The 26,760-nt window shown below is 51.3% G+C and carries 26 protein-coding genes and 1 pseudogene; 5 read left to right on the forward strand and 22 right to left on the reverse strand.

What is annotated here, in order from left to right; genetic code table 11:
- Nucleotides 1-67: 67 nt before the first annotated feature.
- The 9 genes from DWX91_RS07710 to DWX91_RS07750 form a co-directional block, all read right to left on the reverse strand.
- Nucleotides 68-811, reverse strand: coding sequence for a YkgJ family cysteine cluster protein (locus tag DWX91_RS07710; protein WP_118472532.1), 744 nt, complete (start codon nt 809-811; stop codon nt 68-70).
- 2 nt (nt 812-813) lie between these two features.
- Entirely contained in the window at nt 814-1,869 is a 1,056-nt protein-coding gene (locus tag DWX91_RS07715) for a threonine aldolase family protein (protein ID WP_118472531.1), read from the reverse strand.
- A 75-nt stretch (nt 1,870-1,944) separates the two neighbouring features.
- Entirely contained in the window at nt 1,945-2,790 is an 846-nt protein-coding gene (locus DWX91_RS07720) for a CPBP family intramembrane glutamic endopeptidase (RefSeq protein ID WP_182431309.1), read from the reverse strand.
- Between the two features lie 61 nt (nt 2,791-2,851).
- Nucleotides 2,852-3,490 carry an endonuclease III domain-containing protein gene (nth, locus tag DWX91_RS07725; protein WP_117796723.1) on the reverse strand — a complete coding sequence of 213 codons (639 nt, stop codon included), beginning with the start codon at nt 3,488-3,490 and terminating at the stop codon, nt 2,852-2,854.
- Between the two features lie 159 nt (nt 3,491-3,649).
- A complete protein-coding gene (locus DWX91_RS07730; protein ID WP_022358838.1) occupies nt 3,650-4,516 on the reverse strand; it encodes an NYN domain-containing protein in 867 nt (288 codons plus the stop codon).
- A gap of 404 nt (nt 4,517-4,920) precedes the next feature.
- Nucleotides 4,921-6,345, reverse strand: coding sequence for a 23S rRNA (uracil(1939)-C(5))-methyltransferase RlmD (gene rlmD, locus DWX91_RS07735; protein WP_333549119.1), 1,425 nt, complete (start codon nt 6,343-6,345; stop codon nt 4,921-4,923).
- A 24-nt stretch (nt 6,346-6,369) separates the two neighbouring features.
- The gene (locus DWX91_RS07740; protein ID WP_118472529.1) at nt 6,370-6,960 is read right to left on the reverse strand and encodes a TIGR01440 family protein; all 591 of its coding nucleotides are present in this window, start codon (nt 6,958-6,960) and stop codon (nt 6,370-6,372) included.
- Between the two features lie 91 nt (nt 6,961-7,051).
- The gene (gene aroC / locus DWX91_RS07745) at nt 7,052-8,155 is read right to left on the reverse strand and encodes a chorismate synthase (protein ID WP_118472528.1); all 1,104 of its coding nucleotides are present in this window, start codon (nt 8,153-8,155) and stop codon (nt 7,052-7,054) included.
- Between the two features lie 25 nt (nt 8,156-8,180).
- A complete protein-coding gene (locus tag DWX91_RS07750) occupies nt 8,181-9,257 on the reverse strand; it encodes a lactonase family protein (RefSeq protein WP_107001837.1) in 1,077 nt (358 codons plus the stop codon).
- Between the two features lie 395 nt (nt 9,258-9,652).
- Here DWX91_RS07750 and DWX91_RS07755 point away from each other — a divergent pair, with 395 nt between their 5' ends.
- Genes DWX91_RS07755 through DWX91_RS07770 form a run of 4 tightly spaced genes read left to right on the forward strand, consistent with a single transcriptional unit; the run spans nt 9,653 to nt 14,067 of the window.
- On the forward strand, nt 9,653-10,186 hold the full coding sequence (locus DWX91_RS07755) for a helix-turn-helix domain-containing protein (RefSeq protein WP_107001836.1): 534 nt from the start codon (nt 9,653-9,655) through the stop codon (nt 10,184-10,186).
- A gap of 36 nt (nt 10,187-10,222) precedes the next feature.
- On the forward strand, nt 10,223-11,299 hold the full coding sequence (gene potA / locus DWX91_RS07760; protein ID WP_107001835.1) for a spermidine/putrescine ABC transporter ATP-binding protein: 1,077 nt from the start codon (nt 10,223-10,225) through the stop codon (nt 11,297-11,299).
- Nucleotides 11,300-11,317: 18 nt separating this feature from the next.
- Entirely contained in the window at nt 11,318-12,139 is an 822-nt protein-coding gene (locus tag DWX91_RS07765) for an ABC transporter permease (RefSeq protein ID WP_022358845.1), read from the forward strand.
- Complete coding sequence (locus DWX91_RS07770; protein WP_107001833.1) at nt 12,139-14,067, forward strand: extracellular solute-binding protein; 1,929 nt, start codon at nt 12,139-12,141, stop codon at nt 14,065-14,067. The genes DWX91_RS07765 and DWX91_RS07770 overlap by 1 nt, the downstream gene beginning before the upstream one ends.
- Nucleotides 14,068-14,151: 84 nt before the next feature.
- On the opposite strand, the gene DWX91_RS16595 is transcribed toward DWX91_RS07770, so the two are convergent.
- Complete coding sequence (locus DWX91_RS16595) at nt 14,152-14,292, reverse strand: hypothetical protein (protein ID WP_181357268.1); 141 nt, start codon at nt 14,290-14,292, stop codon at nt 14,152-14,154.
- A gap of 111 nt (nt 14,293-14,403) precedes the next feature.
- Between DWX91_RS16595 and DWX91_RS07780 the strand changes: the two genes are divergently transcribed.
- Nucleotides 14,404-14,835 carry a NifB/NifX family molybdenum-iron cluster-binding protein gene (locus DWX91_RS07780; protein WP_118469322.1) on the forward strand — a complete coding sequence of 144 codons (432 nt, stop codon included), beginning with the start codon at nt 14,404-14,406 and terminating at the stop codon, nt 14,833-14,835.
- A 51-nt stretch (nt 14,836-14,886) separates the two neighbouring features.
- On the opposite strand, the gene trmL is transcribed toward DWX91_RS07780, so the two are convergent.
- The 12 genes and pseudogenes from trmL to DWX91_RS07835 form a co-directional block, all read right to left on the reverse strand.
- Complete coding sequence (gene trmL, locus DWX91_RS07785) at nt 14,887-15,381, reverse strand: tRNA (uridine(34)/cytosine(34)/5-carboxymethylaminomethyluridine(34)-2'-O)-methyltransferase TrmL (RefSeq protein ID WP_118472527.1); 495 nt, start codon at nt 15,379-15,381, stop codon at nt 14,887-14,889.
- A pseudogene (locus DWX91_RS07790) lies at nt 15,375-16,549 on the reverse strand (aminotransferase class I/II-fold pyridoxal phosphate-dependent enzyme). Before DWX91_RS07790 ends, trmL begins: the two are co-directional and overlap by 7 nt.
- On the reverse strand, nt 16,546-17,028 hold the full coding sequence (locus tag DWX91_RS07795; RefSeq protein ID WP_022358850.1) for an Lrp/AsnC family transcriptional regulator: 483 nt from the start codon (nt 17,026-17,028) through the stop codon (nt 16,546-16,548). The pseudogene DWX91_RS07790 and the gene DWX91_RS07795 overlap by 4 nt, the downstream one beginning before the upstream one ends.
- Nucleotides 17,029-17,042: 14 nt before the next feature.
- Nucleotides 17,043-17,660 carry an AIR synthase-related protein gene (locus tag DWX91_RS07800; protein WP_118472525.1) on the reverse strand — a complete coding sequence of 206 codons (618 nt, stop codon included), beginning with the start codon at nt 17,658-17,660 and terminating at the stop codon, nt 17,043-17,045.
- A 115-nt stretch (nt 17,661-17,775) separates the two neighbouring features.
- Entirely contained in the window at nt 17,776-19,338 is a 1,563-nt protein-coding gene (locus tag DWX91_RS07805) for a VanW family protein (protein WP_243099003.1), read from the reverse strand.
- 127 nt (nt 19,339-19,465) lie between these two features.
- Entirely contained in the window at nt 19,466-20,191 is a 726-nt protein-coding gene (locus DWX91_RS07810; protein WP_118472524.1) for a PolC-type DNA polymerase III, read from the reverse strand.
- Between the two features lie 191 nt (nt 20,192-20,382).
- The gene (locus DWX91_RS07815) at nt 20,383-22,206 is read right to left on the reverse strand and encodes a B12-binding domain-containing radical SAM protein (RefSeq protein ID WP_118472523.1); all 1,824 of its coding nucleotides are present in this window, start codon (nt 22,204-22,206) and stop codon (nt 20,383-20,385) included.
- Between the two features lie 4 nt (nt 22,207-22,210).
- Complete coding sequence (locus DWX91_RS07820) at nt 22,211-23,263, reverse strand: L-threonylcarbamoyladenylate synthase (RefSeq protein ID WP_242995804.1); 1,053 nt, start codon at nt 23,261-23,263, stop codon at nt 22,211-22,213.
- A 204-nt stretch (nt 23,264-23,467) separates the two neighbouring features.
- Entirely contained in the window at nt 23,468-24,205 is a 738-nt protein-coding gene (locus DWX91_RS07825) for an N-acetylmuramoyl-L-alanine amidase (RefSeq protein WP_333549118.1), read from the reverse strand.
- An 87-nt stretch (nt 24,206-24,292) separates the two neighbouring features.
- Complete coding sequence (locus tag DWX91_RS17335) at nt 24,293-24,694, reverse strand: YitT family protein (RefSeq protein WP_284525737.1); 402 nt, start codon at nt 24,692-24,694, stop codon at nt 24,293-24,295.
- Nucleotides 24,694-25,164: a YitT family protein gene (locus DWX91_RS07830; protein WP_284525736.1), complete on the reverse strand. Its 471-nt coding sequence runs from the start codon at nt 25,162-25,164 to the stop codon at nt 24,694-24,696. Before DWX91_RS07830 ends, DWX91_RS17335 begins: the two co-directional genes overlap by 1 nt.
- Before the next feature lie 101 nt (nt 25,165-25,265).
- The gene (locus DWX91_RS07835; RefSeq protein WP_107001825.1) at nt 25,266-26,720 is read right to left on the reverse strand and encodes a sigma-54 interaction domain-containing protein; all 1,455 of its coding nucleotides are present in this window, start codon (nt 26,718-26,720) and stop codon (nt 25,266-25,268) included.
- Nucleotides 26,721-26,760: the final 40 nt, after the last annotated feature.

The raw sequence follows: 26,760 nt of genomic DNA on the forward strand, positions 1-26,760 counted from the left end.
TCAAAACGGTTCAGCCTCTTCACAGCTGGGGGCAAACATCCTTGCGGATTTGTCTTCAACAAAGGATTTATCGCAAACTCCGCTCCGCCATCTGCATCCGCTTTTCAAACTGCTCGTAAAAGTCCTTCTCTCCATCATACGGAAGCAGATAGAACAGTTTCATAATCAACAGATTGCGCCGTTTTTCGCGCTCGGCTGCCGCAGCGGCACGGTTTTTCTTCTGTATCTCCTGTTCCTCCGACGTTCCGATGCATGGTTCTGCCAAAAGGTTTTGCGCCGCCTCCGTTTCCGCCATTCTTATATCTTTTAAGAAATAATGCCACCGGCTGATATACGCCTCATACCGCTTTAAATCTGGCGTATCAATCCATTTTTTCACTTTAACTTTCGTCCGGTTTTCCTTTTTACACTCATGAATCTGGAGAAAATACTGGAAACTTCCATTTTCATAAAAGCGCCCCAGTGGAAACAGGCGGCAGATACCCGGCCGGTATGCATGGATCCGGCAGCGCCCTGCTTCATCGAGAAACCCACAGGCTTCATCCGCCCCGCTCCGGAGAGCCAGATTCGGCAGAATCTGTCCGTCCACGACGTTCCACTCCACCTTTTTCTCCTCCAGCAGATGTTCCAGCGTGTCCCCGCGCAAGGTGGTCAGACGGTACACATCATATGGATCCAGCACGATCGAATTACCCATTCCGTGGCAGCACGCCGAACAGCCCCGGCAATCATCGCATCCGACTTTTACCATATCGTCCCGGCTGTACAGCTTTCCATCTGAAATCTCCGCCATCGTTACATTACGTTCCATCTCTACTTCTCTCTTTCTGCCTCAATCCGATCTAAAATCTCCCACAAATGTTCCAGATCCGCCTCTCTGGTCGCCCAGCTCGTCGCAAAACGGACAACGGTGTGATCCTCGTCATACCGCTCCCAGAAGCTCACGGAAACCTCTTTTTCAATCTGCTCCATCCGATCATTTTCCAAGATCACAAACTGCTGGTTGGTCGGGGACTCACGGAAAAACGTATAACCGCGCTGTTTTAACCCTTTCTTTAAAGCTGCCGCCATCTCTACCGCATGGCGTCCCAGGCGCTCGTACAGCCCGTCTGTAAACAGCACATCAAACTGGATTCCCAGCAGGCGTCCCTTTGCCAGCAGCGCGCCCTGCTGCTTGATCCGGGTAATAAAATGCGCCGGAACATTCTTCTTCTCACCAAATACAACTGCCTCTCCGCAGAATGCGCCAACCTTCGTGCCGCCGATATAAAATACATCACACAGATGCGCGATCTCCGAAAGACTCAGGTCATTTTTCTCTCCCGCCAGACCATATCCAAGACGCGCTCCGTCCAGATAGAGCGGGATTTCATACGAACGGCAGATCTCCGAGATCGCCTGCAGCTCCTTCCGGCTGTATAAGGTTCCGTATTCCGTCGGATGGGAAAGATACACCATTCCCGGAAATACCATATGATCATTGTTTGCGTCCGCCTCGAAATTTTGCAGATATTCCTGCAGATCCGCCGGATCAATCTTCCCATCTTTTTCCGGAAGCTGCAACACCTTATGCCCGGTGTACTCGATCGCCCCGGCTTCATGAATACTCACGTGCCCTGTCTGCGCTGCCACTACGCCCTCATACGGTGCAAGCATGCTGCTGATCACGACCGCATTCGTCTGGGTACCGCCCACCAGAAAATAAACCTCCGCCTCCGGGCATCCGGTCGCCTCCTGTATTTTTCTGGCGGCACTCTGGCAGTACCGGTCCATGCCATATCCCGGCAGACTCTCCCGGTTCGTCTCCGCCAGCTTCTGAAGTATCTCCTCGCAGGCGCCCTCTGTATAATCGCTTGCAAATGAAAGCATCGTAGTATCTCCTCCTGTTCTTTCCTCGAGCAAACACAATCCTGCGTTCTCGAAATTGTTTGTATTTTTATGTCCTCACCAGTGCCAGAGAAGCCCCCGCATCAGCATCGCCGTCAAATTTGCTGCACTGTGAAATAACACAGGTTCCCACAGACGGTTCTTTTTTTCATACAGCCACGCCAGTATAAGTCCCATGAGCGCCGCATAAATCCCCTGCGCCCAGTTTCCATGCACCAACCCGAAAAATACCGCCGATCCAAGTGCCGCCCAGAAAAATGGAAGCGCCATACGCAGGCGCTCAAATAAAATGCCGCGAAACAGCAGTTCTTCGGAAAGTGGGGCGGCAATGCCCATGAGAAAGAACTGCTGCCACAGGGCGCCGGAAAATAAAGCGGCGGCGCCCTCCGACGCACCTTTTCCCAGAGCTGCCGCAAGCATATCCCCCTGAGGCATTTTCAAACACAGAGACACCGCTTCAGCTGCCTGCCCAGTCACCCGAACCTTTTGCACTGCAATATGCAGCACTCCCAGGAAAATCTCCTTTTTTTCTAATGCCCAGAAAATCATGTTAAACACAGCGCTGAACGCAGCTGCCCCCAGCAGGATTTTCCACACATCTGGCACTTTTTCCCAGAAATATCCACATTTCTCTTCCTTTGTCGTCTTTATCTGTGGAGAGACCTGCTCTTTCATCCCGTCTGCCTCTGCTATGCGCCTTTTTTCTTTCTTTTTCTGGATCCTCCGCCAGTAAAATGGATAAATCACGGCAAATGTAAGAAACGACGACACGGTTCTTCCCGCATTTCCCTCCAGATGTCCCAGCACCTCCACACATCCGCCGATTAAATCGCTGATGACGCACGGAAAAAACATCTGCCAGACGATACGCCAATCCGCTGTCTCCTGCCGTTCTTCGTCCATTTTTCTGCCTCCTGTCATCCTTTTCCTATCTGCATCTGTTTCCATGACTTTTTCAGACTTTCTACTCCACGCCTGCCTTCGCGCAGATATCCTGCAGACAGCACTTGTCACAGTACGGCTTCGTCCGCGCCGTACAGACTTCACGCCCGTGATACACCAGGCGGTGGCAGAAATCGCTGCCTTCCTCCGGTGGAATCAGCTTCCAGAGTGCCATTTCCACGCGCTTCGGGTCCTTGATTCCTTCCACCAGCCCTATCCGGTTTACCAGGCGGATGCAGTGCGTATCCGTGACGATCGCCGGTTTTCCAAACACATCCCCCATAATGAGGTTGGCACTCTTTCTGCCGACTCCCGGAAGCTTTAACAGAGCGTTAAAATCATCCGGCACATGCCCGCCGTACTCGTCGCGCAGCACCTTCATACAAGCGCTGATGTCCCGCGCCTTGCTGTGTCCCAGACCGCACGGCTTCACAATCGCCTCGATGTCTTCCACCGGGGCATCCGCCAATGCCGCCACATTTGGATATTTCTCAAACAATCCCTTGACTACCACATTGACACGCGCATCGGTACACTGCGCCGCCAGACGGACACTGACCAGCAGCTTCCACGCCTGATTGTAGTCCAGCGTACAACCCGCATCCGGATATTCTTTTTTCAGGCGGTCAATTACCTCTAATGCAAGCTCTTCCTTTGTCATGTTCCTGTCTCTCCTATCTGCTATCCTTCACTTTTCAATTTACAGTCTGTCTTTGTAACACCTGACACAACACTACAACCACTGCTGCATTCTTCCAGCCTCATACGAATCACAGCCGCTTCTGCAACTTTTTATTCTCATACGAACCGCATATGCTTACTATTCTTCCGCGTCCGCATCCTTCTTTCGTTTTCCGCCGCGCCGTACCTTGGAAAGTACCGGCTTTTCTTCTTTCTGTTTGACACGCACATAGATGATCGACAGAATCTTATTGTGCGGATTGCGCGCTGACCGAACCTCAACGGAATCAAACAGCTCGATAAACTGCTTTAACTTCGTGCATTTATAATTTCGCGGGTCAAATCCCGGCACACGCTTTGGAAGATTGTCTCCCAGCTCCGATAAATCCACCCATCCGTCATCGTCCGCATGTGTGTTGATGATCGAGATAATCTCTTTCTCCATCTCCTCCATGTTCGGAATATTGCTGACTGCATTCGGATCGCTTTCTTTCTCTGCCTCTTTTCTGGAACCATCCGCCTCACTCTCCTTGCGCGTCTGCGGCAGGGACGGATTCTGCGACGGATTTTCATCGTTTAATAAAATATCCAGGAATTTAAATGTCTCACACGCCGAGACAAACGCATTCGGCGTCTTGCGCTCTCCCATGCCGATCACCGTCATGCCTGACTCACGCAGGCGCAGCACCAGCTTCGTAAAATCACTGTCCGAGGTGACGATACAGAAGCCATCCACATTGCCCGAATATAAAATATCCATCGCATCGATGATCAGCGCTGAATCGGAGGCATTTTTCCCCTGCGTATAATTGTACTGGAAAACCGGCGTGATCGCATAGTCGCGCAGGTTCTTCATCCACGCCCGCACGCTCGGCGTCTGAAAATCGCCGTAAAGGCGCTTGTATGTCGCACTTCCATAATTGCTGACCTCATCTAAAATCAGCTTGATATACTTGCCGGACACATTTTCCGCATCGATCAGTACGGCTATTTTTTTGTCATCCATCTCCTGTTTCCTTTCTCAAATACCGCTCAAAATATTCTCTGCCGCTTTCATCAGGGCGCACTTTCCTTTGAAATAAAAAGGCACCGGAACTTTCGCACGGTCGCATGATCGTGACTCTGAAAGCCTCCGGTGCCGGAATTTCTCAATTTCTCATCTTCACACCGCCGAAACGGTCGTGATCGACAGCCGATACAGCTTATCTATAAGTGTATCACGTTCATGAGAAATCAGCAAATATTCTTTTTATTGTTCAGGCAAATGGATTCTCCGTCTTATAAAGCATTCCCTTCGGCTGGTTAAAGCCAATCTCCGGGATGGCAAAAATACCGATGAAACCAAAGGAATGCGTCGCGACCGGAAGCACCTCGCCCCATGCGATATACGCACGCAGGATACCCTGAATTTTACACTTCTCTTGTCGCTATCTTTTTAGTTAATAAAGCTACCGTCTCCACATGCCCGCTCATCCCGAACATATCACAGCATCTCACGCGCTCCACCGCGTATCCTCTTTCATCCAGATACTTCACATCGCGCGCCAATGTGGCGGAATCGCAGCTGACATAGACTACCCGCTTTGGCTGCATCCGGACGATCGTGTCGAGGCAGACGCTGTCACAGCCTTTGCGCGGCGGATCGACGACGATGACATCGGCATAGACCTGATTTTTTTCATACTCCCTTGGAAGTACCTCTTCAGCTTTTCCGACGAAAAACTCGACATTTTCCATGCCATTTAATGCCGCGTTCCGGCGGGCATCCTCGATCGCCGGAGGGACGATCTCTACACCGTACACTTTCTTCGCTTTCTGCGCCAGAAACAGGGAAATGGTTCCGATTCCGCAGTACAGATCCCATACAGTCTCCCCACCGGTCAGCCCCGCGTATTCCAGCGCCGTTCCATAGAGTTTTTCCGTCTGCACCGGATTGACCTGATAGAAAGAAAGCGGCGAAATCTGGTATGATACATTTCCGATTTTATCTGTGATATAGCCCGGTCCGTATAAGTTTACAAGCTCCGAACCAAGAATCACGTTTGTTTTTTCCTGATTGATGTTGTAGGAAATACTGGTCATGCCAGGGACTTCTTTTAAGCGTTCCACAAAAATATCCGCGTGCGGCAGCTTCTTTCCATTGATGACGAGACAGACCATCAGCTCGCCGTTTGCAAATCCCTTCCGAATCAATGCATGGCGAATCAGACCCTTGTGCGTCTCCTCGTCATATGGCGCAATCTGGTATTCTTCCATGATTTTCTTGATAATATCCAGAATTACCGCATTTTCTTCGACACCCAGCAGGCAATCCTCCGCTTCCACAATATGGTGGGTGCGTCCCGCGTAAAATCCGGCAATGATTCTTCCATCCTTATCGCGTCCAAACGGAAACTGTGCCTTGTTGCGGTAGCGCCACGGGTGCTCCATCCCCAGGATCGGCTCCATCACGATGGTTTTATCCACAATCACACTATCCGCCCGCTCCGGCAGCCGCAGGTTCTCCATCCCGCCGATCCGGCGCAGGTTATTGTAGACCTTGCGCTCCTTAAAATGAAGCTGCGCCTCATAACTCATCATCTGAAGCTGGCAGCCGCCGCACTGTCTTGCGACCGGGCATTCCGGCATCACGCGGTCTTTGGATGCTTCCAGCACCTCCATCAGACGGGCAAAGCCATAATTTTTCTTCATTTTCATCGCCCGCGCCCGGATCCGATCCCCGATCACGGCATCTTTTACAAACCAGATATAGCCGTCCTGCTTTCCGATCCCGGCTCCATCTTCGCTCATATCTTCGATTGTCAGTTCAAATTCATCATTTTTCCTGATTTCCACGTTTTTTTGTACTCCTCATTTTCTTTATTTCGCATCCAGATAATGCGCCCGCTCTCCGCCAATATATTTCAGCCTCGTTCTCGCACACGTCACATGGGCGCCGCCGATCGCACGGATCGAGGTCCGCACCGGAACTGCAACCGGGCGCAGGTGCATACCGATGAAAGTGTCTCCGATATCGATGCCCGCGTGTGCCTGAATCCGCTCTACGGCTGTCGGATGTTCAAATCCCGCATAGGCTGCCGTTGCAAAGGAACCGCCTGCTTTTAGCTGCGGCACGACGTTTACCATCTCCAGACCATATTTTTCCGCCGCTTCTTCTTCCACAATCAGCGCCCGGTTCAGATGTTCACAGCACTGTGCCGCCAGATAAAGCCCCTGCGACTTGGTAACTGCATACAGCTCCTCAAACACCACTTTTCCGATCTCAGCGCTGGAATAGGAACCGATCTTATGCGATGCTATCTCGCTGGACGAACATCCGACCACCAAAATCTGTCCCGGCTTCATATTTGCCGCACTGAGAAGTTCCTCTGCGGCAATCCGTACTTCCTGGCGCAGCTCCTCTAACTGTCCTGCTGTCTCTATTTCTTTTGAAATTCCTGTTGCACTCATCCTGCTGCCTCCTGATTTAATGCCAGAAAAAGCCGCGGTTCAAACAGGCTGAGCCCGCCGCAGCTTTTTCAAAATTTTTATTTGCATTCCCTTACTTCCGGTAAAACTCCTGAATCCGATCCAGCCTCGCCGTCATGCCGCCCAGCAGCATATCCGCCGCCGCAAATGCCGCCATCGTCTCAACCACGACAACCGCTCTCGGCACAATGATCGGATCATGGCGTCCCTTGATGCTGATGCCGATCTCCTCGCCGCTCTTATTGACGGTTCTCTGCTCTGCGGCAATCGACGGGGTCGGTTTAAATGCCGCACGGAACACAACTTCGCTTCCATCCGTCATACCGCCTAAAATGCCGCCTGCATGGTTCGTCGCCTTGCCGACGCTTCCATCCGCCTCCATGACAAATGCGTCGTTGTTCTCGCTTCCTGCCATCTGCGCCGCATGGAAACCCTCTCCGATCTCGAAGCCTTTAACGGCACCGATCGAGCAGATTGCCTTTGCCAGGTTCGCATTAAATTTATCAAAAACCGGTTCACCAAGCCCTGCCGGAAGACCGGCAATCACGCATTCCACGATACCGCCAGCAGAATCTTTCTCCGCCATCTTCCTTTCCAGATACTGCTCTGCCTCTGCGGCTGCGGCAGCATCCGGCATATACAGCTTATTCTTTTCACATTCTGCCAGATCAAACCGATCCGGCGCCACTTCCACCGGTCCGATCGCTTTCGTGTATGCTTTTACCCGAATGTTCAAGGATTCCAGCAGCTTTGTCGCGATAGCGCCTGCTGCCACGCGTCCGATCGTCTCGCGTCCCGAAGAACGTCCGCCGCCCCGGTAATCCCGGAAACCGTATTTTTCATCGAAGGTATAATCTGCATGTCCAGGACGGTAATAACTGGCGATCTCACTGTAATCCTTCGAATGCTGATCCTGGTTCCGCACCAGCATCGAGATCGGCGTGCCCGTCGTCCGCCCTTCAAAAACGCCTGACAGGATCTCCACCGTATCGCTCTCGCTGCGCTTCGTCGTAAAACGGCTCTGCCCCGGTTTGCGGCGGTCCAGATAACGCTGAACGTCTTCCTCACAAAGCGCAAGCCCCGCCGGACAGCCATCTACGACCACGCCCACGCCTGCGCCGTGGGATTCGCCCCACGTTGTCATTGTCAGTATTTTTCCGTATGTTGATCCTGCCATTCTCGCTATTAACTCCTTCTGCCATTTAGTCTGCTTTCTTTCCTCTCGTAGGTACCTTTGTAATCACACAGCAGTTCGGCTCATTCACCGAAATACTGCGTCCGCTCATCACCAGCAGTTTCTCCTTATATTCCACCTGGAAGAAAGAAATGCTGTTACTGCCGTGGTTGATCGACGCCAGATGGTTTCCATCCGGGAAAATCGCGATATCCTTCGGGTAATCTCCACTGATCGGCAGACAGCAGAGCAGCTTCAAAAGCCCCGTCTGTGCATCGCGCTCGTAGACACTGACTGAATTATCGCCCGCATTGCTGCAGAACAGATGTGTCTCGTCCTCGGACATCCGGATCGTGCACGCTGCGGTCAGCTGGCTGGTGCGCTCCGGTGCGGTCGATGGGATCGTCTGGATCTTCTCGATCTTCGGCACACGATCGCCCGTTTCATACGTGTATACATCAATCACATTTTTGATTTCATACATCAAATACAAGAATTTTCCATCCTTGCTGAACATGAAATGTCTCGGACCAGATTCCAAATCACAGCGGATCGCGTCCACCAATGAAAGTGTTCCCTTCTCGCCATCAAACCTGTAAATCTTGACCTGGTCAATTCCCAGATCGGCTACCAGCAGGAATCTGCCATCCGGTGTGCGCTCCGCACAGCTCACATGCGGGCGGAACGTGCGCTCTGCCACGCTTCCAAGTCCCTTGTGGTAAACGCCGTCGGTCACTTCCCCGATAGAACCGTCCGGCTTCAGGCGGACCACCGTCTCCTTGCCGTCATGATAGCCGGATACGAAGATAAACTTGTCCTCCGCATCGGTCGCAATATGGCAGCCGCGCATCGCCTTGATATTTGCGCTGTTCACACGGCTGAGTGCGCCGTTTTCCAGAATCCGGAACGCCACAACGCCCTCGTCCGCGATGGAATAGAGCATCCGCCCGTCATGTGAAACAGTTAAATAGGAAGAGTTGTCCACTTCCACCTCGCACCGGTAGATAAATTTTCCCTTTTTTACATCCACATCATACACGGTAATTCCCTTTGCCTGACCGTTGTATGAGTAAGAACCCACATATGCCATATACTTATCCTGCATGAAATGTTCCTCCTTTGATCCCCCAGAACCGTTATAACGGTTTCTATCAAATTATCTGCCCCTATTTTATCATCATACCGCCATTTTTGCACCCTTTTTTCACACAATTTGAGAGCCCCCGGATTTTCCCGTTTTTTTCCTTGACACCTTCCCCACATTCTGTATAATAGATACTCGGAAGCAAGTTTATTATTTCTAAACAAAAAGATTAATTTTACATTCATTTTAGAATTTCTAAACTTTCATCTTACTTTTGTATGTTTCTAAAAACGCCGGACGGATGGTTTCCCACCCGGTTTTTATAAAAAAGAATGTGCCCTAGCGCATCCTCGCGGAGCGTTTTTTGTTTCATAGGACGCAATTTCCTATGAAACCAGGAAAGGAGGTTCCCTCTGTTGAGTATAGGAGGAAAATTAAAGGAACTGCGAATTTTAAAGGGTCTGACGCAGGAAGAGCTGGCTGACCGCGCAGAGCTTTCGAAGGGATTTATCTCCCAGGTAGAGCGCGATCTGACCTCCCCGTCCATCGCTACTTTGATGGATATTCTCCAGTGTCTCGGCACAACCATAGGGGAGTTTTTCAACGAGGCTCCGGAAGAGCAGATTGTATTTGAAAAAAACGACTATTTTATCAAGGAAGATCCAGAACTGAAAAATGAGATTCAGTGGATCATCCCGAACGCCCAGAAGAACACGATGGAACCGATCCGCCTGACACTCGGTGTCGGCGGCTCCACCTATCCGGACAGCCCGCATGAGGGTGAGGAATTTGGCTACGTTCTTTCCGGCAGCATCCTGATTCATCTGGGGAACCGGACGTACAAAGCCAAAAAGGGCGAATCTTTTTACTATACGAGCGACAAGACGCATTACCTTGAAAGCCGCTCCGGCGCGACGATCCTCTGGGTCAGCTCGCCGCCAAGTTTCTAATACTACACATTATTTTACTATTTACGGAGGAAACGCATGAGCCAGCCATTAATCGATTTACAGCATATCTCGAAACGCTTTGACGACACCCTGGTCCTGGATGACTTGAGCCTTTCAGTAAAGGAAAATTCCTTTGTAACGCTCTTAGGTCCCAGCGGCTGCGGCAAGACGACCACGCTCCGCATCATCGGCGGATTTGAATCCCCAAATACAGGAAAAGTAATTTTCGGCGGCGAAGACATCACCAAACTTCCGCCAAACAAGCGCCAGCTAAACACCGTATTCCAGAAATACGCACTGTTTCCGCATATGAGCATCGCAGATAATATCGCATTTGGGCTAAAAATTAAGAATAAATCAAAAGCATATATTGATGACAAAATTAAGTACGCTTTAAAGCTTGTAAACCTAAACGGCTTTGAGCATCGCAGCATTGACTCTTTGAGCGGCGGTCAGCAGCAGCGTATCGCCATTGCGCGTGCGATTGTCAACGAGCCAAAGGTCCTGCTTCTCGATGAGCCGCTCGGTGCCCTAGATTTAAAACTGCGCCAGGACATGCAGTACGAGCTGATCCGTCTGAAAAATGAGTTAGGCATCACTTTTATCTATGTTACCCACGATCAGGAAGAGGCATTGACGATGTCCGATACCATCGTTGTCATGAACCAGGGTTATATCCAGCAGATGGGTTCCCCGGAACAGATCTACAACGAGCCGGAAAACGCATTCGTTGCCGACTTCATCGGCGAGAGCAACATTGTGGACGGTCTGATGATCCACGACGAGCTGGTTGAAATCTTCGGTGCGAAATTTGCCTGCGTCGATAAGGGATTCGGAACAAACCAACCTGTAGACGTTGTCATCCGCCCGGAGGACATCGACCTCGTAAAACCGGAGGAAGGCACGCTGCAGGGCATTGTCACCCACCTGATTTTCAAGGGCGTCCACTATGAGATGGAAGTCACCACACCGGACGGCTATGAATGGCTGGTTCACAGCACGGATATGTTCCCGGTCGGCGAGAAGGTCGGCATCCATGTAGACCCGTTTGACATCCAGATCATGAACAAGCCGGCGTCAGAGGACGAGGAAGCTGTGGGCGTCAATGAATAGAAAGGAGTCGGACTTAGCATGAAATCAAACGTGAAACGGCTCTTCGCCGGTCCTTATATTCTCTGGATGATCGGTTTTACCATCATCCCGCTCCTGCTGATCGTATACTACGGTCTGACAACCAAAAGCGGGGCATTTACACTGGCAAATGTCTGTTCCATCACGACACCGGAGCATATGAAGGCGCTGCTCTTATCCCTGGGTCTGTCTCTGGCTGCGACCGCCATCTGCCTGCTTTTGTCCTATCCGCTGGCTTTGGTGCTGCGCCGCCGCGGCATTGGGGCAGGCAGCTTCATGGTATTCGTCTTCATCCTTCCGATGTGGATGAATTTCCTGCTCCGCACCCTCGCGTGGCAGACGCTCCTGGAGAAAAATGGCGTTATCAACGGCATTCTTTCCTTTCTCCATCTGCCAAATATTGCCATCATCAATACCCCGTGGGCGATCATTCTGGGTATGGTATACAACTTCCTGCCTTTCATGATTCTCCCGATTTATAATGTGCTGGCAAAGATCGACGACAATACCATCAACGCCGCCAAAGACCTGGGTGCAAACAATTTCCAGACACTCATTCACATCTGGATTCCGCTCAGCATCCCGGGCATCATCAGCGGCATTACCATGGTATTTGTCCCGGCGCTGACAACCTTCGTTATTTCCAGTCTCTTAGGCGGCAGCAAGATCCTGCTCATCGGAAATGTCATCGAGCAGGAGTTCACCAAGGGAAGCAACTGGCACTTAGGTTCCGGTCTCTCGCTGGTTCTGATGATTTTCATTTTACTGAGTATGGCGCTCATCGCCAAATACGATAAAGAAGGGGAGGGCAATGCGTTCTGATGAAACATAACCGCTTAAAACAGTTTTTCCAGGACTTTTACCTGGCGCTCATCCTGCTCTTTTTATACATCCCGATCGTGACCATGATCGTTTTGTCCTTTAACAACACAAAATCGAGAACCGTCTGGGGCGGTTTTACCACCCGCTGGTATACGCAGATGTTCCAGGATTCCGCCATCATGAATGCCTTAAACAATACGCTGCTCATCGCGTTTGCGTCGGCTCTGATCGCGACCGTCATCGGCACGATCGCCGCCATCGGCATCAACAGCATGAAACGGATTCCGCGCACCATCGTCATGGGAATCAACAACATCCCGATGCTGAACTCCGATATCGTAACCGGTATCTCCCTGATGCTGGCATTTATCGCGTTCGGTATCTCTCTCGGATTTAAAACCGTGCTGATCGCGCATATCACATTTAATATTCCATATGTGATATTAAGTGTCATGCCGAAACTCAAGCAGACGAACCGGTACACCTACGAAGCCGCTCTGGATCTCGGCGCCAGCCCGCTATATGCTTTCTTCAAGGTCGTATTTCCGGACATCGTCCCGGGTATCCTCTCCGGCTTTTTGATGGCATTTACGATGTCCCTCGATGATTTTATCATTACGCACTTTACAAGAGGTGCCGGTATGGATACCTTATCCACCCTGATCTACAGCCAGGTGCGCCGAGGCATCCAGCCGACGATGTACGCCCTGTCCACGCTGATTTTCGTGGCAGTCCTGGTGCTCCTGGTGATCACCAACTTTGCCCCGGAGAAAAAATCCACCGGCAATGCGACTGTGATTGACACAGAGACCATCAAGCGCCGCAAACGCAACAACCAGATCAAGAACGGCGTTCTGGGACTTGCCTGCACGCTGATTCTGCTTGTCGTTGGTGTCAGCACCTACAGCCGCTACACCACGACTCATTCAAACGAACTGTACGTCTACAATGCAGGCGAATATATTGATCCGGACCTGATTGAGGAATTTGAACAGGAAACCGGAATCAAGGTTACCTACGACGTATTTGAGACCCTGGAAGAAATGTATCCGGTCATCGAAGCCGGCGGCGTCAACTACGATGTAGTCTGCCCATCCGACTACATGATTCAGAAAATGAAGGAAAATGACCTGCTTGCCGAACTCAACTTTGACAATATTCCAAATGTCAAAAACATTGACCCGCAGTACATGGAAATGTCCAAGCAGTTCGACCCGGAAAACAAATATTCCGTGCCATACACCTGGGGAACCGTCGGTATTCTTTATAATACGAAGCTCATCGAAGAAAAAGGACTTCCGGTTCCGACCAAATGGTCCGATCTCTGGAATCCGGCTTATAAAGGCGAGATCCTGATGCAGGACAGCGTCCGCGATGCCTTCATGGTAGCGCTCAAAAAAGACGGCTTCTCTGCCAACTCGACCGACGAAACCGAACTCCAGCAGGCAAAGCAGGATCTGATTGACCAGAAACCGCTCATACAGGCTTACGTCATCGATCAGGTACGTGACAAGATGATCGGCGGTGAGGCAGCCATCGGCGTCATCTACTCCGGCGAGATCATGTACATCCAGGATGAGGTAGCCGCACAGAACCTCCCATTCTCCCTGGAATACGTGATCCCGGAAGAGGGAACCAACGTCTGGCTCGATTCCTGGGTAGTTCCGAAAAATGCGAAAAATAAGGAAAACGCAGAAAAATGGATCAATTTCCTCTGCCGCCCGGATGTCGCAGTCAAAAACTTTGAGTACATTACCTACGCGACGCCAAACAAGGCAGCCAAGGAAATGCTGGACGAAGAAATCCAGAACAACAAAGCCGTCTTCCCAGATGCAAAGCAGCTGAAAAACTGCGAGGTTTACCGGTATCTTGGGGATGAGGCGGACGAGCTTTATAATAGTTTGTGGAAAGAAGTTAAGTCGGATTAAGCGGTGTGCCGTTTTTCAAATCATATTTGCAAAAAAGAGTCAACAGAAGTGTATTCTGCTGGCTCTCTTTTTCTATCAAAGATATTATACTTCCAATGCCGCTTTTAAGTCTTCCATACTGGAATATCTCGGTGCATTTGGATCTTTTACAATCGTTCTTCCTTCTTCGATTGCTATCAGTAACGCATTCTTCTTTTCATTCTTCTCAATATTTACTCCATCCATACAAGCCACCTCCATATATGTCTATTATATATTTTTTCATAAATAGCATATACATTTATATTGATTTTTCAATTCTAAGCGCTATACTATCTCTAAAAAAGGAGGTCACTCATGAAAATTGCAGTCCCTTATGAAAACGGAGAAATCTGCTCCCACCTGGCTCAGGTGAAAGAATTTTTAATTTTTGATGTAGTTGACGATGAGATTATTTCCACCAAAACCGTGAAACAGACCTATGCAAACGATCCCGGCGCGCTGGTCGAGTTTCTGAAAAAAGAAAATACTGCCGTTCTCCTCTGCGACGCCCTTCCGATCCCGATGATGATCGCCCTGCGCGAAACCAGCATCCAGGTTCTCGGCGGCGCCAAAGGCGCTCCTAAAGACCGCGTCGAAGACTTCTTAAACGGAATGCTTCACTTTGACCGGAGCGGAAATAACGGACCATCCTGCGGCGTCCACCTGCCGGACAACAATAAAAATGGCACTGACTCCGACGCCGAATGCGACGGAAATATCAGTGCCTGTGGGACTTGGTGCCACTAATTCCTGTTTCATCTGAGACGTTGATGACGCACGTGTGGGAGAGAATCCACCTTATTTCCACTGGAGGTGATGCAGATGCCCCTCCGTATTCATCTTCTCAAACCCATTCTGCCGCAGCGCCTCATACAGAATGATCGCCACCGAGTTTGACAGATTCAGAGAACGCGTCTCACCCCACATCGGGATGCGGACGCAGCGCTCCGGGTCTTCGATCAGGAGTTCTTCCGGGATGCCGCGGCTTTCCGGTCCGAACATGATATAGCAGTCCAGATCGTAGTGAACGTCCGTATACACCTGCGTCGTCTTCGTGGTCGCCATATACGGGCGCGCGCCCGGATTCTTCTCCAGAAAATCTTTAAAATCGCTGTAAACTGTCACATCCAGATGCGGCCAGTAATCAAGACCCGCTCTTTTTACCATTTTATCATTCAATTTAAAACCGAGAGGCTCGATCAGATGAAGCCGCGTGTTCGTTGCCACGCAGCTTCGTCCTATATTTCCTGTATTCATCGGCATCTCCGGTTCATAGAGTACAATATTTAACATTTCTTCTCTCCATCCAGCCGTGCCACAAACCGCTTGATGCGCTCGATCGCCTTCTGCAGATCCTCCAGCGAATACGCATAGGAAACACGCAGATAGCCCTCGCCGCAGTTTCCAAACGCGGTGCCCGGCACAAGCGCCAGCTTCTCTTCCTGTAACAGGCGGTTTGCGAATTCATCCGAGGTCATGCCAAACCGTTTGATGCACGGGAACATATAAAATGCTCCATACGGCTCGAAACAGTCCATGCCGAGCCCCCGGAACTCTCTCAAAAGATAGCGGCGGCGCTCATCGTAGGCTTTCTTCATGCGGGCAATGTCCTCATCGCCATTCCGCAGGGCGTCAACCGCTGCATACTGGCTGGTGGTCGGCGCACACATAATCGCAAACTGATGGATTTTCAGCATCTGTTTTAAGATAAGCGCTGGAGCCGCCGCATAGCCGAGACGCCACCCGGTCATCGCATATGCCTTGGAAAATCCGTTGATCAGCACCGTGCGGTCACGCATCCCGGAAATTTCCGCGATGGAAACGTGCTTGCCGCTGTAGGTCAGCTCGGAATAAATTTCATCACTCAGCACAAACAGATCCTTCTCCTCAATCACCTTCGCGATCGCTCCAGATCGGTGCGGTTCATGATCGCGCCCGTTGGATTGTTCGGGAATGGAAGAATCAGCACCTTTGTTTTCGGTGTGATTTTCTCCAGCAGCTTCTCCGGCGTCAGACGGAACTCATCCTTCTCCTCCAGCTCGATAATGACCGGCGTACCACCCGCCAGCACCGTACACGGCACATAAGAAACGTAACTCGGCTGCGGAATCAGAACCTCATCGCCCGGATTGAGCATCGCGCGCAGGGCGATATCAATCGCCTCGCTGCCGCCGACCGTTACCATCACTTCTGTATTCGGATCATACTCAAGGCGCTGACGACGTTTCAGATAATGGCAGATCTCCTGGCGCAGTTCCTTTAAACCAGAGTTCGACGTATAGAAGGTACGTCCTTTTTCCAGCGAATAAATGCCCTCCTCGCGGATATGCCACGGTGTATCAAAATCCGGTTCGCCCACGCCCAGGGAGATCGCGCCCTTCATCTCGCTGACAACGTCAAAAAACTTCCGGATTCCGGACGGCGGAATATTTACAATCGTATCTGATAATGGGTTTCTCACGGAACAATCAACATCCTTTCATCCTGAGGACCGTCGCAGAGAACGGTACCATGGTCTTTGTATTTTTTAAGAATAAAATGGGTCGCGGTACTCAGCACAGAATCGATCGTGGAAAGCTTTTCTGCCACGAACTGTGCAACTGCACGCATGGTTTTCGCCTCGATCATAACGGTAAAATCATAGCCGCCGGACATCAGGTATACCGAAGTCACCTCGCTGTACTGATAGATTCTCTCGGCAATCTTGTCAAAGCCCATCTCGCGCTGCGGCGTTACCTTTACTTCGATCAGTGCAATGACCTTCTCCTCATCTGTATTATCCCAGTTAATCAGGGTATGGTAACCGCAGATGATATGTTCATTTTCCATTTCGGCGATCTCCGCCGCGACCGCAGCTTCATTTTCCCCGAGTAAATCCGCCAGCTCTTTGACGCTGATGCGGCTGTTTTTTTCAATGACCGCTAAAATTCTCTCTCTCACTTTACTACCTCCTGTTAATGGGATTTTGGTAAGTCTTTCATTTTATCTATCTCATCCGGTTTTGGCCGGTCAAGAAAGCTATGTACTTCGCCGCTGTAAATCTCGCGTCCGATCGCGGTGCGCGTCCGACCGATGAGCGCCGCCGGAATGCCCTCTCTCTCCAGATTCTGGAGCAGTTTCGGACCGCTAGACGCCGTCAGCAGAATGCAGCCCTGCGACTGTAAACGGTATGGATTGAGGTCAAATACCTCGCAGACCTCCACCGTCTCCTGGCGGATCGGAAGTTTCCTAAGATCCATCTCAAATCCGAGTCCGAATCCATCAAAAAAATGCCACAGCGCTGCCATGACGCCGCCCCCGCCCGCCGGATACCACGCAGATGCGCCGAGACGGGTCAGCACTTTCCGCTCTTTATGTGCAGCAAATGCCTCCAGAAGCGGAGACGGATTCCATTTCTCATAGAGATTCTGGCATTCTCTCACATACCGTGCAGAAAATCGGTTCAAAAGCGCCGCCTCGCCGCTTTTTGCCGCCATCGAGGTACCAAGAAGCGCGGTGTAACCGACCGCCAGAAGATCCTGCTCGGCTTTCATCTCCCCGTATACCTCGAAAATTTCATCTTTTATGTTCATTCTGATTCCTTTCCCAGCTTCACATTCAAGTACAGTAATTTTCTGCGTTTACCACGCCATGTTACCACAAATCTCTGCTCTCATACCATCACTATATATGATCCGATATAAGCTATCACTCCATCGGCGGCGCTGCTTCCTGCGCCGGACCGGCTGGTCCCTGCGGCTGTGCCGGGGTCGGCTCCTGTGCTGCCGGTGCTTCCGTCGGTGCCGGAACCGGATTTTCCGGCTGTGGCGCCGGTGCTTCCGTCGGTGCCGGAACCGGATTTTCCGGCTGTGGCGTCTCAGGCTGCGGTGTCTCAGGCTGCGGTCCAGCCGGAACCGCCGGTGCCGCAGCTGCAACGGCCGGACCTACACGGTAGATTGCCTTCGATGCCATATAGGTATCCGTCTGCAGCAAGGTTTTCTCCGTCTCCACGCCGTCCACGTAGACGTATTTCCAGAGCCGTGACTGCAGCCCATAGTGCGCCGACTGTTCCTTCACCCTCGCACCCGGCTTCAAAGATGCGTCCACCTTTGTGATCGGCTCGCCCGGATCCTTCTTCGACAGTGTCTCCGAAACGTATTTGATCGTCCGGTTTGCCGGCCGTGTCTCTTTTCCATATATCGTAAATGAAATAGTTCCACCGTTCACTGCCCCTTCCATATAGATCGGGGTATCGTATGGATTTTTAAATTTCAGATCCTTATAAGTACCCGCAATCGCCGAATCCTGCGATGCCGGAACGTAAGTAACAATCATCGAATGATTCTGGCGCTGGGTGATATCCATCTCCGCCAGAAGCGCTGCATTGTAGAGCGTCGTGCAGATCTGGCAGGCGCCACCGCCGACCGTATCGACTACCTGACCGTTCGCATAGGAACCTGCCGATGCATAGCCATTTTCCACCGTAAATGGGGTCAGCCATGTATAAGCCGAAAATTCTTCTCCCGGCATCAGAACCGTGCCGTTGATCTTCGCCGCACCGTTCCGCAGATTCTTGGAACGCGACACATTTCCCGGGTTGAATCCGGTACTGAATGTTCCAAGTGCATCCTGAATCGTAGATAATGCCTCTGTCGTGCGGGTCGGCTCTGCATTTTTGACTGTTGCATCCACCGAAACCGGTTCCGAAAGACCGCCCGCGAGCGCCTCATTCAGTGCTTTTGTCGTCGCATCTATGTCCACTTCCTGTCCCGCCGAAGACTGGCTGACCTGAAAGACTCCATTTTCATGCGTGATCACAGCGTCCTGCGGCGCTGTCGTAAATTCCGCGCACCGGGTCTGCACAAACTCGGCAACCTTCGCTTCATCGACCGCTGTCTCAATCTGCAGATCCACGCCGGACTGCTCTAATTCCTTCTGATTCAGATACCGGCGCAGAAGATTTCCGCCGGAAAGTTTCTCCACTTCCTCATCAATCTCGTTCTGGTTGACCCAGGAAAATCCCAGCTCCGCCGCCGTCGTCTGAACCTCATGACCTTCTACCCGGATCGAAATGGTCTGATTTTCCATCTCCCCGATCGATTTCTCAATCGTCTGATCCGCCTCTTCCCGTGTCATCCCGGAAAGATCAAACCCACCGACCTGAAAGCCCGTGGGAATCGTCCCCGCTGACGCGGTGCCCGTACCGGCTATAAGCAGTCCCATCACTGCCGCACCGCATACGCCTGCCATCCAATTTCTTTTTTTCATCATCTACCGAACCTTTACATCATAAGACCTGCCAAAATGGTTCCCGCTACCATCGCTACTACTACGATTATAATAACAACCGCTGATACGATCTGGCGTGTTTTCTGATTTGAAAATTTAAACATATCTCTCACCTCTTCTGCATTCTGCCATGCTGCGCGATAATCTGATCCGTAAGTCTCGAAATCTCATTTTTCGAAAGCGAATCAATCTGCGCAGATAAATTTATTCTATGATATTTTAGTAATTCCCGCAAGACTTCTTTTTGCTTTTTTGACGCGGGCTGTTCGCGTTTTACCTTGTAAATCAAAGGCTGCGGTGCAAACACCTCCGGCACTTCCAGAAAATACCTGTTTTTAAGCTCCTGATACAGATGGTGCGCCGCCAGCGCATCCGAAAACGCCCGATGGCTCTCGCCCGGATCCACCGCAAAATACCGGCACGCGGCTGCCAGATTCTTCTTTTCCTCCTCCGGCATAAAATGGCGGCAGATTTTCAAGGTATCAAGCCCCGCGCGCTCAAATGTATACTTCCGGTTGACCGCCGCCCGCTTGAGAAAGCTGAAATCAAAGATAACATGATGCCCCAAAAGCGGCAGCTCCCCGCAGAATGCCAGAAGTTCCGGCAAAACTGTATCCAGCACCGGCGCATCCTTCAAATCATCGTCACAGATTCCCGTCAGCTCCCGGATGCGCGCATCCAGTTCCCGCTCCGGGTTGACAAACGTCGAATACGTCTGCACCACGGTTCCATCTTCCACCCGCGCCGCTCCGATCTCGATGATCCGCTCGGTTTTTGGATTTAACCCTGTTGTCTCCAGGTCAATCGCTATATAAGAATTGTCTGTTTGTTCCATTTTATTTATCCATCGTAACTGTTCAGTACCTTCACAGTCACGCGCAGTAAATGCACAGACCTACTGAACAGTTTACTATCCATCTAATTTAAAATATGGCTGTCTTACATTTCTTCCCATTCTCAGGTGTTCAGACTGCCGCCATCTGCAATTTCTTTTTCCTGTCTTTCTCTGGAAAATCCCATTTCTCACTATATTTCATCCTGGGAAATGGAAAATGCCGCCGCATTGCCAAACAGAGCATCCCGGTTTTTGTAATCAAACAGCACAAAGCTTCCGTCTTCCATCCGCTCTAAATGCGCCATTTTCGCCATCTGTCTGGAATCGTATGCCTCGTAGCCCTTCAAATAACGGCGTTCCTTCGCCTCGCGCATGAAAAACTGCTTCGTCTCGTTCTTCCACTCCGACGGATCCGGGGCAAAGGATGGGCGGCTCTTGACGTTTTCGCGGAGGTAGAGGTCATACATTAAAAGATCCTGATAGGATGTCTCATCGATAGAAAAAATTTCTGCCTGCTTCCTCCATTTCTGAATGAACCTGTATAAAATCTCATACCGCGCCAGCCGGTTATGGCTCACGCCATTCAATCCTTCATCCTCATAAAATGCCGCCAGGCGGTCATACAAATCAAACGCATCGCCCCATTCCTGCGACAGGCATTTCATCGTGCGGCGGAACTGCCCGCTGTTGTAATAGACCTCGACCATCTCTTCCACACCCTTGAGACGGATCACCTCTTCATAGGAAAGCCAGTTGGTTCTAAGCACCTCATACGGCGGCTTGCTCTGGCTGAGCAGACCGTATTTCTGCTTCATTTCTTCCATATAGGAACCTTTCAGCACCTTCAGAAAGCCAAGCTGAAGCTGTTCCGGCTCCATTTTGTATACATCGTTGAAGGAACGATGAAAGCTCTCGATATCCTCATACGGAAGCCCCGCAATCAGGTCGAGATGCTGATGGATGTTGCCAAAGGTGTTGACCTGCGCCACACGGCGCGCCACCTTGTCTAGATCCATCGTCCTCCGGATCTCCTTCACAACCACCAGGTTCGTCGTCTGCACGCCGATTTCCAACTGAATCAGCCCCGGACGCATCTGTTTCATCAGTGCCAGCTCGTCATCATCCAGAAGATCCGATGAAATTTCAAAATGGAAGTTGGTAATTCCATTATCGTGTTCCAGCAAATACTGCCAAATCGCCATCGAATGGCTCTTTTTGCAGTTAAACGTCCGGTCTACGAACTTTACCTGCGGCACCTTCCGGTCAAGGAAAAACTGCAGCTCCCTGGTTACCAGCGAAAGGCTGCGGAACCGCACTTTTTTGTCAATCGAAGACAGACAGTAACTACAGGAAAATGGACATCCACGGCTGCTCTCATAGTAGATAATGCGGTGTTCCAGCCCGCTTAAATCTCCGTAGGAAAATGGAATGTCGTCCAGATTCATGAGCGGCGCCGGGCGATGGACCTCGATGGTGCCATCCGAACGGCGTAGGACAATGCCTGGGAGCTCTGAAAAACAAACCTCCGTCCCGCACTCACACGCCTCCACCAACCGCGTAAAGGTCTCCTCGCCTTCGCCCTGCATGATCAGCTCGACCTCCGGCAGCTCATCCATCAGGTGAACCGCGTCATACGAAGCCTCCGGACCTCCCATCCAGATGCGGACCTGCGGAAGAACCTTTTTCAAATCGTGGATCAGTTCCTTCACGTAAACGATATTCCAGATATAACAGGAAAATCCCACCACATCCGGTTTTCTCCGGTAAATATCCTGCAGAATCTGATCCATCTGGTGGTTGATGGTGTACTCGCCGAGATCGATCTGGATTTCCGACACGGTTTTCGTTCGATTCGCGCCTTCTGCTGCCTCCGAAACCATTTCCATTCCAACAGCCGCACCCTGCTCATCCTTCTGTCCCAGCCCCAGCCGCTCCATCGCATATCGTCTCAGGCTGTAAATTCCCAGATTTGAATGTATATATTTGGCATTAATCGCCGCCAATAAGTACCGCATCGTCTCACACCTTCAAAATATGATAGCCAGCCGCCTTATTGAGCCGGTTCATAATCGCCCGTCCTAAATTGTCTTCCGAAAATCCTTCCGAAAAGATATATTCCGCGCCGCGATCGTCGAAATCGCGCAGAACTGCATACAGGTTGTGTGCAACAGTCTCCTGACGCGCCCGCGCACCGATGCTTTCCAGCATTCCCGCCGGGTAACGATCTTTCGTCTCGTCCGTGCAGATAATTCCAACCTTGCGCCCTTCTGCCAGCTTTTCGCCTGCCAGGCGGTTGATCGTCTCCACAACTGCCTCCGTCTCGCCCTCGACCAGTGTCAGATCGGCTTTCGGTGCATAATGGCGGTATTTCATTCCCGGTGCTTTCGGGCGCACATCCGCGCTGACCGGTCCTAAAATCGCCGGATCAATGCCGACTTCCCCGACCGTTTCACGCAGCATCTCCACGGTGATCGCACCCGGTCTTAAAACCATCGGCATTTCCTCCGTAACATCCACGATCGTCGATTCCAGACCAATTCCAACCGGACCGCCGTCGATGATCGCATCGATCTTTCCGTCCATATCCTGAAGCACGTGATCCGCGCGCGTCGGGCTTGGGCGTCCCGATGTATTCGCACTCGGAGCCGCGATCGGCACGCCGGACAGACGGATTAACTCTGCCGCGATCGGATCAGACGGCATCCGGATTGCCACCGTGTCAAGCCCGCCGGTCGTTCCATACGGCACGATCGCGCTCTTAGGAAATACCATCGTCATCGGTCCCGGCCAGTATGCCTTTGCAAGCTTTTTGCCATTTTCCGGCATATTCGATACCAGCGGCGCGATCTCCTCCAGACAGGACACATGCGCGATCAGCGGGTTGTCAGACGGGCGTCCCTTCGCCGCATAAATCTTCTTCGCTGCTGCCTCGTCCAGCGCATTCGCGCCCAGGCCGTACACAGTTTCCGTCGGAAATGCCACCAGACCGCCCGCGCGGATGATCTTTGCCGCCTTCTCAAGCACCTCCCGGTCATGCGCCGTAAAGTCCTTTGGATTTTCTATCTTCCACATCTGGGTGTGAAGTTCTTTTTTCGTTTCGTTTTGCATATTGACTCTTCTTTCTACTATCTCACAATGAATAAATCTATCTTCCGTACTAAGCTCGAAAACACCTCGCTAAGTACTCCTAGTATGCGCGGCATGACTCGTACTAAGCTCGAAAATACCTCGCTAAGTACTCCTAGTATACACAAGATTCCTCGCCAGTTCAAGGTTTCAGCGCCCATTCAGATACTCCATAATCCCCATATGCAGCGTATACGCCACGCGGTCCTGATATTCTTCTGTTTTCAGCAATGCCGCCTCTTTCCAGTTAGACAAAAATCCGCACTCGACGATGACAATCGGGCATTTGACGTGGAGCAGGAGGTAATAGCTGTCATTCGGTTTGGCTTTTCTGCGGTTCTGGTCTCCCAGCGCATAGTCAAAGCGCTTCTGCAATATCTCCGCCAGCCGTTTTCCCTTCTCCGACTTCCGGTAATAAAATACCTGAGCGCCGGATACGTCCTCCTGGTGGTAGCTGTTCTGATGGATGCTGACGACCAGATCCGCGCCGGATTCCTCGACGCGGGCGCAGCGGTTTTTCATGTCGGACATTTTCCGGCTTCCGGCTGACGTATCGTAAAGTCCCCGGTCATCCTCCCGGCTCATCACGACCTCCACATCCGACTGCTCCAGATACCATCTAAGGCGCTTCGCGATTGCCAGATTGATGTCCTTTTCCAGGCTTCCGTCCACACTCACCTTTCCCGGATCAAAATCCCCATGTCCGGCGTCCAAGAAAACAACCGGCTTTTCCTTTCCAAGCACAGCGTCCGCCCCCGCTGATGCCAGCCCCGCATACCGTGCCGCCAGAAAGACGCCGCAAAATAAAAGAAGGCAGACTGCCAATTCCACTGACAGCCGCCTTCGCATTTGTTTTAGAAACGGGTGTGTTTCAAACCATTCGTTCAAGTGCACCGCTCCTGATGCATTCTTATGATATCTATATTCGCCTTGTTCGCGGCATATCCCGCTATTTTCTAATTCTAATCCCGGCTCCTACTGCTGCGCCTCCGCTACATCCTTAAACCCAAGTCCAAAAATGCCCGAGGTTTCCTTCACAATCACAAACGCATTCTCATCCGTCTCCGCAATAATGCGTTTTAAACGATTGAACTCCGTTTTGCGGACGGTACATAAAACCACCGTCGTGTCCTCGCCGCTGTAGCCGCCCTTGCCCGGAAGCAGCGTTACCGTACGGTCAATTTCCTTAATGACACGTTCTGCGATTTTCTGCGGGTATTTCGTCACGATCGACGCCTCGCTTCCGGCATCATTTCCGTAGATGATCATGTCGATGACCTTCGTCTGCGCGTACAGGGAAATCAGTCCGAACAGTGCCGCATCGACATTTCCAAAGACGAAGATCGAGGTGGAGAGGATGATTCCATCGATCATCATCAGGCGCGCCCGATCGAGACATGCGGATATTTCTTCTGGAGCAGGTAGCCGACCACATCGCTGCCGCCCGTCGTCGAACCGGACAGAAAGATGAACGCCATGCCAACGCCGACCAGAATGCCGCCGTAGAGACTTCCCATAAGCTGGTCGCCCATATAAACCGGAAAGACCGGGGCGATCACGTAGTCAAGCACCACCGAACAGATTCCGCACGCAAACGCCGTCCGCAGCGCAAAGGCACGGCTCAAATGAAACCACGCCAATATTAAAAGCGGCACATTGACCATCAGTGTCAGCCGTCCGACCGGCAGGTTCGTCACATGGTTTAACATCAGTGCCACGCCGACCGCACCGCCCGGCGCAATATTCGCCGTCTCAATAAAGCTGTGCGTGCCGATACTGTAGATAAATGCGCCCAGAATCAGATATAAAAAATCTTTTACAGAATATTTTCCAATGTATTTCTCCATTTCTGCATTTCCTCCTGTTATTCTGTCTGAGCGTTCCATCCTTTCCGGGCTGATTCCGCTTCCCGCATCGTCCTCAATTTTCCGTATCTATCCTCCATCGCTCAGATTTCTTTTTCCTGTTTTTCCTTCGCCTTTTCGCCCCGCAGCTGGCTCGCCTTTCTCTGCAGCGTCTGCCTCGGCACATCCAGAATCCGCGCTGCCTCAGATATATTTCCGTGCGCCGCCTCCAACGCCTGCCAAATCAGTTTTTCCTCATAGGCAGCCACCGCCTCACGAAGCGACGAGCAGAGTTTTGGAACTTCTTCCAGGCTTTCCGGCGCCTTTTTCCTGTCCGCCTGCTTTTCCAGCAGAAGCTTTCCCTTGATGTCTTTATACTGGAGCAGGGCGCTCGTCTCATCCACCATGCTCATGCCGTAAACGATCACGTGTTCCAGCTCCCGGACATTGCCTGGCCAGTCATATTCTTCCAGTTTTTTTAGCAGATCCTTTGACACATACTGAACCTGCTTGTGGAACGTGCCATTGTGTTTGTTTACATAAAACTTGACAAAATGTCCAATATCCGCCTTCCGTTCCCGCAGCGGCGGAATCCGGATCGACATCATGCTCAGACGATAATAAATATCGCGCCGAAGCTGTCCTTTCTCGATCGCCTCAAGCGGTTCCACATTGGTCGCCGCAATGATCTTCACATTCGTGCGTTTCGTCTCACTGCCGCCCAGGCTGCGGAAACTGCCGTCCTGCAGAACCCGCAGAAGCTTTGACTGCAAAAACAGAGGCATCGAATTGATCTCGTCGAGAAACAGTGTTCCGCCGTCCGCCAGCTCAAAGAGTCCCTTATTTTCCATTGCCCCGGTAAACGCGCCCTTGGACGTTCCAAATAAGATACTTTCGAGCAAGGTATCCGGCAGCGCCGCACAGTTCTGCGCGATAAACGGTTTATCCCTCCGTTCACTGGCATTGTGGATCGACTGTGCAAACACCTCTTTTCCGGTTCCCGTTTCCCCATAGATCATAACCGGCAGATCGCACGCCGCCACCACCGGTATATAGTCTCTGGCATTTTTCATTTTTTCATCCACTGCGATGATATCTTCCATCGTAAAAGATGCGCCGCTGTGTTTTTTCAGCTTTCCAGCGCCGCCGACCGGGATCTGTTCCGAAGTCAGTTCCACACTCTCCGGCTCTTCCTCGCCGTCTGTCATCTCCTCCATCGACAGATCGATCGCGCCCACCACGGCGCGCCCGCTCTTGATCGGAATCGAAAGAGAGCTGATATGGATGCCCTCCTGCCCCTTGGTCTGAAGTAGCTGGTTTTCCACGTAAACCGGCAGTCCGACCTCCATCGCCCGGATCATGCTGCTGTTCTTAGCGTTCAGGTTTTCAAATACATCGAAAAAATTTTGTCCCACCAGCGCCTGGTAAGCTTCTCTCTCTTTCCGGTTTGAAAATTTACTATTTAACTTTGCTGAAAACAGAATCTCGCCATCCAGGTTGATGATCGTGATTCCGTCAATATATCCTTTTCCATGAAATAACTGTCTTAAAAACTCCATGCATTTCTCCCCTGTCTGAAACACCGCTGACCGGAATCAC

The sequence above is a fragment of the Clostridium sp. AF22-10 genome (genome assembly GCF_003478725.1).
Taxonomy (GTDB): Bacteria; Bacillota; Clostridia; order Lachnospirales; family Lachnospiraceae; genus Otoolea; species Otoolea fessa.